Source organism: Nostoc sp. ChiVER01 (assembly GCF_034531155.1).
Taxonomy (GTDB): domain Bacteria; phylum Cyanobacteriota; class Cyanobacteriia; order Cyanobacteriales; family Nostocaceae; genus Nostoc.
The window spans coordinates 129732-143613 of record NZ_JAVRBS010000017.1 but is presented as its reverse complement, the minus strand read 5'-3'; the positions used below and the strand labels follow the sequence as shown (position 1 = coordinate 143613).

Below are 13882 nucleotides of genomic sequence, written 5' to 3'. Positions count from 1 at the left end.
ATGACTGATTCTCCGCCAAGATCCTGGTTTGATTCCAAAACAATTTATGAACAAATCAAATACTACTTTCCAAAGTGCCAATCAAAAATACGTATTGCATCTGGCTATTTTACTATAAACGGCTGGGATCAGATTCGGGATGTTGTAAAAGGAAAGTATGTTGATCTGTTGGTTGGAATTAACGAACGAACTCAAAGACAAGACGAAAGATACGCACAACATCTTCTAATCCAAGAAATCAAGAAAGATTTAGCAACAGGATCATCACCAGGTAATCGCCGTCAAGCTGTAGCAGATTTAGTTAATAAAATTCGGACGGGTCAATTGCGGATTGTTGATGCACGCGCTATGAAACATCATGCAAAACTTTACTTTGTTGACTGTAAGGTTGTCATAGTTACCTCAGCCAATTTAACGAAACATGGCTTAATGCAACAGGTTGAAGCTGGTAATCCACTGAGTCGGAAGAAGGAAATTGTAAAACTTGTCAAGAAATTTGATGGATATTTTGCTGAAGCAGTAGATTTAACTCAGAGACTACTTAAAGCTCTCGAAGATTGGTTGAAACTTGCTTCTCCGTGGGATATTTACCTCAAAACCTTACTTGCTTTTGAGGATCTAGAAATTGATAACAGATATACTCCGCCAACGAATTATCAAAGAGCAATGATTGCTGAAGCTTTACAGAAAATAAGCGATCATAGCGGAGTCATGTTGGTTGCTTCAACAGGACTTGGAAAGACGGTTGTTGCTACTCACCTCGCCTTGAAACTTTTTAGAGCAGATAAAATTATACATGTAATGATTATTGGTCCCAAATTAGTAAAAAGGCAATGGAAGTCTGAATTTATGGATGCGGGTATCCCTCAGACCTATATCGGCTATCAAGCTTTAGATAAAGAAGATCCAAGCCATGATCGTAATCTTGAACACTTTATCGAAATAGAAGAAAAAATAAATAAGCAATGGCTCATTATTATTGATGAATGCCATCTATTCCGAAATTGCCATGATAGTGCAGAAGGTCCTAGAAGGCGCTCATTCCAAAGATTGATTTCACGAATTAAAGAAAGTGGCTGTAAAGTCTTACTTCTTACTGGTTCACCTTATTCTAAAGATATTAGGAATCTCAATCACCAAATTTTGCTTCTACCTCACACTGCGGAAATTGAAACTTTTTCGGATAAACAAAACAAGAAAAATTTCAATTGGCATACAGATAGTATAAAAGGATTTATTAACTTACCTGTTGTGTCTCAATTAACTACACCTTATGTTGCACAACAGTATGGACAGAAGCTAGAGAATGGCGTATTAATTGAGTTTGGACAGCAAAAGCGATATATTCCGCTTGTCAAGTTATATCGAGTTAATTTCCATCTATTCATGGAAAGCGAAATCTCTCAAGTTTTTAGGGATGGTTGCTTTACCGTTACAGATCCTCCAGAGTCACGCAAGTTTATAGAAACGCAAGCAGAAGTTGCCTGGGCCAGTTCACCGTGGGCACTTCGTGAAATTATCAAAAAAGTTATAAACACCCCAGGCAAGCGAAACTTGTCATATGATTTTGAGTTTGAAATGCCTCAATCTCAGCGCCGTGAAATATTAGAGCCGCTCCTAAGTCGATTAAACCAAATGCAGTTTACTGATGATCAGAAGCTTGCATCTCTATGTAGCTTTCTCCAAGAAGTTCACTCTAATAATAAAAAAGTTATCATTTTTTGTGAGCGTCGTGCAACAGTGGTCTATTTGGTGAGAGCCGTTAATGCTTTACTTCCCTATCTAAGAGTATTTGGCACAATGAAGCGCATAAGTAAGCAAGGAAAAAGTCAATACGTACCTAAAAGTGAGCGAGAGATTTTACAAGCAATTAAAAAATTTGCCCCAGTCGCAAACCGAGCCGAAGGAAAGTACGAAGAGACTTACGATGTTTTTATTTCAACTGATGCTCATGGTGTTGGCATTAACCTACAAGATGCACCTGTAGTTATCAATTACGATTTAGCTTGGACAGCAATTGAGCCTACACAAAGAGCAGGTCGTGTTCTAAGACCCTGGATTGAACCGCGTACTGTGGAGCTTTACACTTTTGTTCCACCGCTAGAAGGTGATGCTTTACGAGATTTAGGCATTGCAAAACGTTATAGTAACCTGGCAAATCGCCACAGTCAATCTCAAGAAATTATGGAGCTTCCTGTTCTCTCTATAAATGAAAAAGAAGAAGTTAATTTTTTCAAAAATGCATCCAAAGTAACAATTCAATCAGGTGTACTTGATTTAGAGGCTTTAGTCGATGATAATATATCACCATTTTATCACCATGCATCTAAGCTATATAATAACCGCGACTACGCCCGTAATATTCGTGACGATATTATTAGTGCAAAAATTTATTCAGGGCGAACAATTTTAATTTATGTGTTGTTTAAACACGAAGATGAATACAAATGGGCTGTTTATGAACCTAAGTCAAAAAGCTTGCGGAACATATTACGTAATCAATTACTTGATTTGCTAGAATGTGAGGAACATACTGAGCGTGCCCTTGTTAATGCTGATGAAATTGAAGAACTTAGCTATGCTTGCATAAAAGAGTGGTCTAAACAAAATAATGCTAATTTAGATGATGTTGTCAGAAAATGTGCAATGTATCTCAAGCCAGCACATCAGCCTGATGATGTTGAAAGTTTAGCTAGATATTAGTACTTTATATCTACTGGCTAGAAGTGCCACCAGCTAAGTTGTTTAGAACCACACAAGAGGATCAACTGGATACACTTGAAGCGATCGCTATTCAACTACGCGCTGACAAAAATCTTGATCCAGCGATCGCTAATGCTTTAGCATCTTTAGTTAAAGCAGCGTATCGTGATCTCTCTCAAAATGATGGCGAATTGAAGCAAGATCCTTAAAGATATGTCATTAATTCAAAGTCTATCGCCGGAATTTAGGCAACGCTGTGAAGCGATCGCAACTGAACAACGAAGCTTACTTCGAGTGCGATCGTTTGAACCGTTACCCGCAGACATTCTAGCAACCCAGTTAGGAGCAAGACTTTTTACGCCCGATCGGGTTCCAAATTTAGAGCCAGAGCAAGTAGCAGTATTACTTGCTAGCGATGGGTGGTCAGCAGGGATTATACACTATAACCCACTATGGATTGTATACAACCCACGTCATGCACCTACACGGTATGAATCAAATCTGATGCATGAAATAGCTCATGTGTTGTTCAATCATAAGGCTGTTGGCTTTGATTCGGTAACTGGACTACCAAAACGTAAACAAAACAACGAAGATGAAGCAACTTATCTAGGGGGATGCCTGCAAATTCCCAAACGTGGTTTATTATGGGCGACACAACGAAAGATGCTGTTACCTCAGATTGCAGCATATTTTGGCGCTAGTGAAGCGATGGTGAAGTTTCATAGCAATGTAACTGAAGTGTCTGTCAAATGCTAATGTATTACAATATTTTCTCTGCCAACAAACAGAACTTATTAATCAATAACTAATAATCTTTAGCTGAAACTGTAGAGATTTCGTCTTTTTTTCTTCAATTAAAAACTGCTCTTGCTGAAAGTAGACAAGAGCAGTTTTTAATAGCAAAGCCCAAAATTAATAATTTAGGCATCTTCAAGTTCAAATTGAGCCACCGTAACAGCGTTAAAAGCGAAAGCCAAAACTAATGGCATTGGTGACTGCAACCAAAAGGTAAAAAGAACAGCTAGGATTGTGCCAATTACTGCGGACATCGACCACAATCGTTCTTCAAAAGTCAATCCCTTCTCGGCTTTAATCACTCTGAGAACGTGAACTGGAATTGGTTCTGGCATTACCCCACCCGGAGGGAAAGCCCAGAAGTTATTACGTCGCTCGACAAATAAATCTGTCCAGCCATTTTCTTGGCACCATGCCTCAATCCATTGAAGTGAGTAATGATTCATCATCGGGTTTGTTTGGGAGTTCGGTTTGTGTAAGTTGTGTACTTGGCGAATGTAAACTCTTGGAGATTCCTGAAAAACTAACTAACCGCTATAAAATTAACGCTAATTATCCAACTTTTAAGCTTTGTTAAGCACTTGAGACGCATATAATTACGCTCAAACCTTGCTTTCATTAATTAAAAGACTAACAGTTGATGGGGTCTGTTGAATTTAAAAGACAATAAACTTTACTTTAAACATTGAAAGTCAAGAATTGTAAATAAGCCCATGAGTATTACTGCTTAAAAAACTCTTTATATCCAGAAATTAAAATTTTAAAATGAAGAATTGTAAACAAATCAACGAGCGTAGGCTCAGTCATAGGGGAAATAGAATTGCGGTTAACAGCAAAAGGTAAATTTTTAATTAATTTTCTTTCTTAAGAAAGATGATTTAAATTTCTAGACCTCTCTGAGGGTAAATAGAATCAAAGTGAAGCTAGAAGTAAAATATCTAAAGAAATAAAAACTTACTTGGTTAAAATCAAATATATGTTGAGTATACTTTGGGGTATTGTTGTTGTACTGATTGCTTTTTGGGGATTAGGACTGGCACTTCATATTGCCGGAAATTTAATTCATGCAGTCTTGCTTATAGCGATCGCTCTTGCTATCTATAATTTTTTCAAAGCGCGTGATGTGTAAATATAGTGGTCGCCGATCTGATAAGGTAGGTTTTCAAAGTTACTAACCTTGTCAAAAAAGATTTGAGTGTACATAAGCTGCTTAGGAAACGCTATATTGCGGTCTACTAGCTACTAAGGGTGAGAAGCAATGTCTACCACAGGCTACGCATCCACCCTTTTTGCGTTACAAAATATTAAGCTAGGAAAATACATGTTCACCAAGTCCAGTAACAAGGCTGGGAGTCTTAATTAAGATGCTCCAATCTTGCTAATATTCAAATGCGGTAATTAAATGCAGCGATTAGACACCAAATTAGCTTTCAATATGTTGTGGCGGCAAGGGTTGGCGTTCCTTCTAGGAATTATTATATGGTGCGTGGCTGACTCCGCACTGGCAGTAGACTGGACTCATCCGCTTTCATTTAGCAATGCAGAGTTGTCAAGGCGTGATTTTTCTGGTGACAGCTTGCAAGCTGCGGAGTTTTCTAATGCCAATATGGAACTGGCTAATTTTTCTAACGCTGACTTGCGGGGAGCAGTTATGAGTGCTTCGGTGATGACAAATGCAAATCTCCACGGAGCAGATTTAACGAATGCAATGGTCGATCAGGTAAACTTGACTAAGGCAGATTTGAGCGATGCAGTTTTCAAAGAAGCTCTTTTGCTCCGCGCCATATTTAATGATGTGAATATAGACGGTGCAGATTTTACAGATGCAATTTTGGATAGAGCGCAAATCAAAGAACTGTGCGGTAAAGCCAGTGGTGTGAATTCCAAAACAGGCGTGCAAACTCGTGATTCTCTAGGATGTCAATGAAACGTGTTGGTGTAATTGGTGGCGGACAACTTGCCTGGATGATGGCGGATGCAGCACAGAAGCTAGGAGTAGAATTAGTAGTACAAACTCCAAGTGTTCACGACCCGGCCGTGTCAATTGCCAAAGAAACTCTTTTTGCCCCAGTTGATGATGCAACTGCTACGGAAATATTAGCTCAAAAATGCGATGTCATCACCTTTGAAAACGAATTTGTTAACTTAGATGCTTTATCTGTTTTAGCATACCAAGGCGTTTGTTTTCGTCCCAGGTTAGAAGCTTTAGCTCCTCTTTTAGATAAATATCATCAGCGTTGCTATTTACGCGACTTGGGCTTACCTGTTCCCCAATTTTTAGCCTTTGACGAGGTAGAAAATCTCAAATCACAAATAGAATATCTAGGTTTTCCAGTAGTTTTAAAATCCCGTCGCCACGGTTATGATGGTCAAGGTACTTTCATAATCCAGGATTTTACTAGTTTAGAGCAAAAGCTAAGTGATGAAACCACAACAAAAACTTTAAATCAATCACTTTTCTTGTTAGAAGAATTTATCCCTTTTGAAAGAGAACTAGCAATAATTGCAGTTCGTTCTGTAGAAGGAGAAATTGTAACTTATCCAGTGGTAGAAACCCAACAAGAACAACAAGTGTGTCGGCGGGTAATTGCGCCTGCTGAAATTACACCCAATCAAGTAGCAGAAATAGAAGCGATCGCACATACTCTATTAAATAGCCTAGAAGTCGTAGGTATTTTTGGAATTGAGCTATTCTTGGGTACTAATGGCAAAATCCTGGTAAATGAAATTGCACCCCGTACCCACAATTCTGGGCATTTTTCTATTGACGCCTGTGAAACTTCGCAGTTTGAGCAGCACCTAAGAGCTGTTTGTGGTTTACCTTTAGGAAATCCGGCTTTGCAGTGCGTCGGCGCTGTAATGGTGAACCTACTGGGGTATGAAAACTCTCATAACGACTACCAAAGCCAGCGTCAACAAATAGCACAGATTCCCCAGGCGCATGTTCACTGGTATGGAAAGACAGAATCACGTCCTGGGCGGAAGTTGGGACATGTTACCGTTTTGCTAGATAATCAGAATCGAGAATCGGTAAGTGCTATCGCCAATGACATCGCCCACAACATAGAATCTATCTGGTATCCCAGGTAAATAGATCGGAAAGTTTCGATATTGAACACACAACATCTTTTGAAAAGCTATAATGAGTGAGTTGCACTACGACGTTGGTGACTGCCATCAAGTTTTTTGATCTATGCCTTTAATGACAAGGGAGTCAACTGTTCTCGTGGCAGTATACCGGGCATGTACCCGGAAACTTTAAACGAGGAATTTAGGTTCCCACCTGGATAAACCCAGGTCATAAACTTAGGTAAAACGGCGTCGCGGTGAACTTAAAATTATCAGCTCCCAAAGTCACTTAGAATTTGGGAGCTTTAATTATTTCAATCAGTTTAAAATGAGCGAACTGACAGTAAAGATTGCCATGTTTTTGGGAAACCTAGATACTGAGGTCTCAAGAATTAAGTCCTATGGTCAGCATTCCCGGATATCACGTTAGCAAAGAACTCTACAACGGTTTTCAAACCTTGGTTTATCGCGCTAATCGAGAAACTGACCAAAAATCTGTAGTGATTAAGCTGATGAAAACTGCTTATCCTAGCTTCAGCGAACTAGTAGAGTTCCGCAACCAGTTCACCATTGCCAAAAATTTGAATCTACCTGGAATCATCCAAACCTATAGTCTGGAACCCTATCAGAATGGCTATATGTTAGTGATGGAAGACTTTGGGGGAATTTCTCTCAAAGATTATTTGACCTCTGTAGAGACACGATATATGGCGTCTCTACAAGAATTTTTACAAGTAGCGATCGCCCTGTGCAATACATTAGATATTCTAATTCGTAATCGGATCATTCACAAAGATATTAAACCCGCCAATATTTTAATTAATCCAGAAACTAAAGAAGTTAAGTTAATTGACTTTAGTATTGCATCTCTGTTGCCACGAGAAACTCAAAGCCTCATGAGTCATAATGTATTAGAAGGAACACTTGGCTATTTGTCTCCAGAGCAAACTGGGCGAATGAATCGGGGGATTGATTACCGGACTGATTTTTATTCTCTGGGTGTAACTTTTTACGAATTGCTAACAGGGCAACTACCATTTCAATCGCTCGACCCGATGGAATTGTTGCATTGTCATATTGCCAAAATTCCGCCTTTAGTACATGAAATTAATCCGCAAATTGCACCTGTACTCTCATCTATTGTCAGCAAATTGATGGCAAAAAATGCCGAAGACCGCTATCAAAGTGCGTTTGGGCTGAAATATGATTTAGAAAATTGTTTAGCTCAACTTAAGGAAACGGGGAAAATTGTCAGTTTCCCAATTGCTCAAAGGGATGTGTGCGATCGCTTTATTATCCCAGAAAAACTCTATGGTCGTGAGCATGAAGTCGAAACTCTGCTTAAAGCTTTTGATCGCGTTGCCAACCCCCCTGAGTCCCCCCTTACCAAGGGGGGACTCAGGGGGGTAGAACTAATGCTGGTGGCTGGTTTTTCTGGTATTGGTAAAACTGCTTTGGTCAACGAGGTTCACAAACCCATTGTCCGGCAGAGGGGCTACTTCATTAAAGGTAAATATGACCAATTTAATCGTAATATTCCTTTCTCGGCTTTTGTACAGGCATTTCGAGGCTTAATAGAACAATTGCTTAGTGAAAGTGATACTCAATTGTCAACTTGGAAAAATAAAATTTTCCAAGTGCTGGGTGATCAGGGGCAAGTCATTCTTGAGGTAATCCCCGAACTAGAACAAATTATTGGTCAACAACCACCTGCAACGGAACTTTCACCAAGTGCATCACAAAATCGCTTCAATTTACTCTTCCAAAAATTCATTCAGGTATTCACCACAAAAGAACATCCATTAGTAATATTCCTCGATGATTTACAGTGGGCTGATTCTGCATCGCTCAAATTGATGCAGTTGCTGATGAGCGAATCAGGAAATGGATATTTACTTTTAATTGGGGCTTATCGAGATAATGAAGTATCTACCACGCATCCGTTAATGTTGACTTTAGCAGATGCTCGCAAAGCCAATGCCACAATTAACTCTATTACTTTAGCTCCATTAACTACAGCTAGTTTAAATCAATTATTAGTTGATACATTGAGTTGTTCAGCCAAAATTGCCCAACCTCTAACGCGGCTCGTCTATCAAAAAACTCAGGGAAATCCATTTTTTACGACGCAATTTATTAAAGCTATATATGAAGATAGACTGATTACTTTTAATTCTGAGCAAAGATACTGGCAATGTGATATTGCTGCTGTTAAAGCACTTGCTCTTACTGATGATGTAGTAGAGTTTGTAGCACTACAGTTACAAAAGTTGCCAGAAGCAACGCAAAATATGTTGAAATTAGCCGCGTGTATTGGCAATTCTTTTGATTTGTTAACCTTAGCAATTGTTTCTGAACAATCTGAAGGCGAAACCGCAGCATCTTTATGGAAAGCTTTGCAAGAAGGATTAGTTTTACCTACTACTGAAGTTTATAAATTATTTCAAACTAATGGGCATGATGCTTATTTAAATCCCTTAAATCCCAATTTCCAAGTTCCTATCTACAAATTTTTACACGACCGAGTACAACAAGCTGCTTACTCTCTAATTCCGGATGAGGAGAAACAATTTACTCATTTTAAAATCGGTCAATTACTTTTAAAAAATACGTCTGATTCTCAGCAAGAAGAGCGAATTTTTGAAATTGTCAGTCAGTTAAATTGTGGAATAGCACTAATTACCCTACCAAGTGAACGTCAAAGATTAGCTTATTTAAATCTGAATGCTGGTCAAAAAGCAAAAGAAGCTACCGCTTATAGTGCAGCAATTCATTACCTAAATTATGGAATACAGTTGCTGACAATCAATAGTTGGGAAATTGCCTACAAACTAACTCAAAAATTATACGAAGAAGCCGCCGAAGCTAGCTTTCTCAACAATGAGTTTGAGCAGATGGAATCTCTTATCCAGGTTGTTATTCAAAAAACAACTACCTTACTGGATAGAGTGAAAGTTTATGAAATCCAACTCCAAGCTTATCAGGTTCAGGGTCAAGCATTCCGAGCGATCGCAACTGGGCGTGAACTTCTGGCTCAACTTGGGGTAACATTACCTGAATCAGTAACACCTTCAGATATTCAGCAATATGTAGTAAACACACTCTCCACCTTAGCAGGTAGAAGTATTGAGGGCTTAGTTGATTTGCCATTGATGGATGATACCAAAGCTTTAGCTGCCTTGCGGATTATGGCTTGCATTGCTCCCGCCATCCATCAGGATTGCTCGTATCTGTTTCCAATTTTGGCCTGCGAAGAAGTAAATTTATCTCTTAAATACGGCAATGCAACACTTTCTGCACCAGGTTATGCAGATTTTGGAATTGTACTTAATGCTTGTAACCAACTAGAGTCAGGCTACGAATTTGGTAAGCTAGCTTTAATGCTTTTAGATAGATTTCAAGCAAAATCTGTTCAAAGCATGACTATATTTAAGGTAGCTGCATTAAATCAATATAATAAACAACATATTCGCACCTCTATAAGTTTATTACAGGAATCCCATAATATTGGATTAGAGACAGGCGATTTTTTTCATGTGATTACATCCATGATTTTCAAGTTCTTCTATGTCTATTTAAGTGGGACAGAAATTTTGGAAATCTTGTTAGCAGATATTAAAGCCTACGAGTCTAATTTTGCCAAAAATCAGCGCTTATTAAATTGGTCGATCATAATCTGTCAAAGCATTAAAAATCTAACCGAATATAGCAATACTCCAGAGTTCATCATTGGTGAATATTGTCAAGGGAAACAGCTATTATCTACACTCCTTAAAGAAAACGATGAATTTACACTCCATATATTTTTCCTAAGTAAATTAACACTCAGTTATCTGTTTGAGAATTTTCCGGCGGCAGTTGAGAATGCAAATCAAGGAGAGCAATACCTCAACGGTCGCGCTGGAATGCTATCTGTGCCTGTTTTCTACTATTACGATTCTTTATCTCGTCTGGCTGTCTATCCAACGGCTGAACCATCTCAACAGGAGCAATTACTTTTAAAGGTTGGCGAAAACCAAGAAAAATTGCAGTTTCAAGCCAAATTCGCACCAATGAATTTCCAGCACAAATTTGATTTGGTGGAAGCAGAACGCCATCGAGTTTTAGGCGAAAAAATAGCAGCAATAGAATTGTACGATCGCGCCATCACTCTAGCGAAAGAAAACCAATACATCCAAGAAGAAGCCTTGAGCAATGAGCTAGCTGCCAAGTTCTACCTCGACTGGGGCAAAGAAAAAATCGCCCAAGCTTATATGCAAGAAGCTTATTACTGCTACGCTCGTTGGGGCGCTAAAGCCAAAACTGAAGATTTAGAAAAACGCTATCCTCAACTCCTTGCTCCCATCTTACTAGCGCAACTTAATCACTTTCAACTGAGTTCAACCGTCGATGGATCATCATTTCCACATCAAACCATCCACACAAATCTTTCTAGCAACAGTATTTCTCAAGCCCTCGATTTTGCCACCATCTTTAAAGTCTCGCAAGCTCTTTCTAGTGAAATTCAATTAGAGCAATTGCTCACTACCCTCTTGCAAGTGGTGATGGAAAATGCTGGAGCGAAAAAAGCTGCCCTACTTGTACTCGAACAGAGCAACTTAGTGGTTAAAGCTGTAGGCACCATCCATGAAGGGGTGACTCTAGTATCTGTACCATTGTCAAGCAGCCAAAATATTCCGATCGCATTGATAAACTATGTCAAACACAGCTTAAAAACTGTGGTGCTGGATGATGCAACAGCAAAAAACGATTTTATTACTGACCAATATTTGATGCAGCAACAGCCCAAAAGTGTGTTGTGTACGCCGATTTTGCGTCATGGCCAATTAATCGGGTTACTATATCTGGAAAATAAGTTGACCATTGGCGCATTTACGAGCGATCGCCTAGAAGTTATCCAACTGCTATGCGCTCAAGCTGCCATTTCTCTAGAAAATGCCCATCTTTATCAAGAATCTCAAAATTATACCCAAGAGTTAGAGCGATCGCTACAAAAACTTGAGCATACCCAATTACAAATGGTGCAAAATGAAAAAATGGCAACCTTGGGTAATTTGGTTGCTGGGGTGGCACATGAAATTAATAATCCGATTGGATTTCTCAAAGGCAGCCTTAACAATGCCGAAGAGTATATTCAAGACTTACTCGCACATATCCAATGCTACCAAGAACATTATCTCAATCCGGCGATCGGAGTCATTGAGCATAGCGAAAAAATTGAACTAGAATTTCTGACTGAAGACTTACCAAAGCTAGTAAATTCGATGAAGGTAGCAAGCGATCGGATTGAAGACATTAGTACCAGCCTCCGCACCTTCTCTAGAGCCGATACAGCTGAAAAAGTTGCTTGTAACCTCCATGAAGGGATTGAGAGTACGCTGTTGATTTTGAAGTATCGCCTCAAAGCTAACGAAAAACGTCCAGCAATTGAAGTCATCACGGAATACGGAAAATTGCCATCAGTTAAGTGCTTTTTAGGACAGCTAAATCAAGTATTTATGAACATCCTGGCTAACGCAATTGATGTCTTAGATACTTGCTGCGAGGGGCTTTCTTTTGCCCAAGTGAAAGCTGAACGTCAGCAAATATTAATTCACACCGAAGTATCCAGTGACCAAAGTATGGTGACAATTCGCATCAAAGATAACGGTCAGGGGATGCTAGAGGAGGTAAGAGTTAGGATCTTCGACCACCTATTTACAACAAAAGAGGTTGGAAAAGGAACAGGATTAGGACTAGCGATCGCTCGTCAAATTGTCGAAGAAACCCATGATGGACGGTTGAGTTGCAATTCTGTGCTTGGTGAAGGAACAGAATTTGTTATTGAGATTCCAGTCTTTTAAGTAATTTACGATTTTCCTCGCAATGCATAACGCTTCTAATTTTTCGGTAATGTGGAGAACAGCAATAGCATAATTCTACTAAATCTGTATACCTTGATTCTAAATGAGGTATCATTCAGAGTTAAAATGACACAATTGCCTTAAATTGTGGTTAAAACTACAAAAAATTGTTAAAACAACTAACTAATACCGTATTTCCAGCCTCGGTCTTCCGACTAGAGAGTGGTTTAACTTTTATTCATCAAGAAATTCCCACAACTCCTGTAGTTGTGGCGGATGTTTGGGTGCGTGCTGGAGCCAGCTTAGAGCCAGAACCGTGGTTTGGCATGGCGCACTTTTTAGAACACATGATTTTTAAAGGTACAGCGACGCTACCCCCTGGAATGTTCGATTCCAAAGTTGAAAACCGGGGAGGCGTGAGTAATGCGGCGACAAGCTATGATTATGCTCATTATTCACTCACCACAGCTGCCCCTTACTTAAAAGATACTCTGCCCTATTTGGGAGAACTCTTGCTCAATGCGGCAATTCCAGAAGATGAATTTAGCCGCGAACGAGACGTAGTGCTAGAAGAAATTCGCTCTTGTCAAGACGATTCCGATTGGATAGGCTTTCAAGCACTGATTCAAAGCATTTATCCGCATCACCCTTATGGACGTTCGGTGTTGGGTACTGAGCAAGAACTGATGCAGCAATCGCCAGAAGCAATGCGTTGTTTTCACCGCACTCACTATCAGCCGGAAAACATGACGGTGGTAATTGCAGGGGGTATAGCCCAGCAACCAGCTTGGGAAATGGTAAATCATTCATTTGCTGATTTTGCTGAACGCTCTAATTGTCCGCAGTTTGAGAAAGTGACAAAGCCAGTAATAACGGGTATTCACCGTCAAGAACTCTATTTACCACGCATAGAACAAGCGCGATTATTGATGGCGTGGCTGGTTCCTGGAGTAGAAGAAATCCGCGCTGGCTTTGGTTTAGATTTGTTGTCAGTGTTATTAGCAGAAGGGCGGACTTCGCGTTTAGTGCGTGATTTACGAGAAGATTTGCAATTGGTACAGGGGATTTACAGTAATTTTTCTCTACAACGGGAATCGAGTTTATTTACAATTACTGCCTGGTTGGAACCAGAAAATTTGCAGGAAGTTGAGTCCTTAATTTGCGCTCATTTGGATGATTTGCAGACTACAGGAATTAGCGAACAGGAACTTGCTCGTACACGCAGACTGCTATGTAATGAGTATGCATTTTCTACTGAAACGCCAAATCAGCTTACAGGGCTTTATGGATATTACAATACCATCGCCCAAGCTGAATTAGCTGTGACATATCCCCAGCAGATTCAGTCTTTTGATGCCAAAGAACTACAAAAATTAGCTAAACAATATCTCTCGCTGGAGAATTACGCGGTTACTGTACTTAAACCGTGTTAGTTATCGGGCATTGGGGAGCCAGTGCGGTCTTGGGGT

Annotated in this window: 9 protein-coding genes and 1 other RNA gene; 9 read left to right on the top strand and 1 reads right to left on the bottom strand. The window is 39.6% G+C overall.

Translation table 11 applies throughout. The annotated features are described in order from the left end of the window. From RMY00_RS21865 to RMY00_RS21855, 3 genes are read left to right on the top strand one after another with little or no spacing between them, the layout of a single operon-like run. Nucleotides 1-2703, top strand: coding sequence for a helicase-related protein (locus RMY00_RS21865; RefSeq protein ID WP_322649542.1), 2703 nt, complete (start codon nt 1-3; stop codon nt 2701-2703). A 38-nt stretch (nt 2704-2741) separates the two neighbouring features. Then, a complete protein-coding gene (locus tag RMY00_RS21860) occupies nt 2742-2912 on the top strand; it encodes a hypothetical protein (protein ID WP_322649541.1) in 171 nt (56 codons plus the stop codon). A gap of 4 nt (nt 2913-2916) precedes the next feature. Further along, nucleotides 2917-3462, top strand: a complete 546-nt coding sequence (locus RMY00_RS21855; protein WP_322649540.1) for an ImmA/IrrE family metallo-endopeptidase — start codon at nt 2917-2919, stop codon at nt 3460-3462. A gap of 164 nt (nt 3463-3626) precedes the next feature. On the opposite strand, the gene RMY00_RS21850 is transcribed toward RMY00_RS21855, so the two are convergent. Then, nucleotides 3627-3950, bottom strand: coding sequence for a hypothetical protein (locus tag RMY00_RS21850; protein ID WP_229462178.1), 324 nt, complete (start codon nt 3948-3950; stop codon nt 3627-3629). A gap of 527 nt (nt 3951-4477) precedes the next feature. On the opposite strand from RMY00_RS21850, the gene RMY00_RS21845 reads away from it, so the two are divergent. The 6 genes from RMY00_RS21845 (at nt 4478) to RMY00_RS21820 (ending at nt 13846) form a co-directional block, all read left to right on the top strand. Further along, nucleotides 4478-4630 (top strand): lmo0937 family membrane protein, encoded by a 153-nt coding sequence (locus RMY00_RS21845; protein ID WP_322649539.1) that lies wholly within the window; start codon nt 4478-4480, stop codon nt 4628-4630. A 306-nt stretch (nt 4631-4936) separates the two neighbouring features. Continuing rightward, nucleotides 4937-5428 carry a pentapeptide repeat-containing protein gene (locus RMY00_RS21840; RefSeq protein ID WP_322649575.1) on the top strand — a complete coding sequence of 164 codons (492 nt, stop codon included), beginning with the start codon at nt 4937-4939 and terminating at the stop codon, nt 5426-5428. Beyond that, nucleotides 5425-6591, top strand: a complete 1167-nt coding sequence (locus RMY00_RS21835; protein WP_322649574.1) for a 5-(carboxyamino)imidazole ribonucleotide synthase — start codon at nt 5425-5427, stop codon at nt 6589-6591. The genes RMY00_RS21840 and RMY00_RS21835 overlap by 4 nt, the downstream gene beginning before the upstream one ends. Before the next feature lie 60 nt (nt 6592-6651). Further along, nucleotides 6652-6835: non-coding RNA, 6S RNA (gene ssrS, locus RMY00_RS21830), on the top strand. Between the two features lie 136 nt (nt 6836-6971). Next, nucleotides 6972-12413, top strand: a complete 5442-nt coding sequence (locus RMY00_RS21825; RefSeq protein WP_322649538.1) for an AAA family ATPase — start codon at nt 6972-6974, stop codon at nt 12411-12413. Nucleotides 12414-12580: 167 nt separating this feature from the next. Beyond that, nucleotides 12581-13846 carry a pitrilysin family protein gene (locus RMY00_RS21820; protein WP_322649537.1) on the top strand — a complete coding sequence of 422 codons (1266 nt, stop codon included), beginning with the start codon at nt 12581-12583 and terminating at the stop codon, nt 13844-13846. Nucleotides 13847-13882 lie beyond the last annotated feature (36 nt).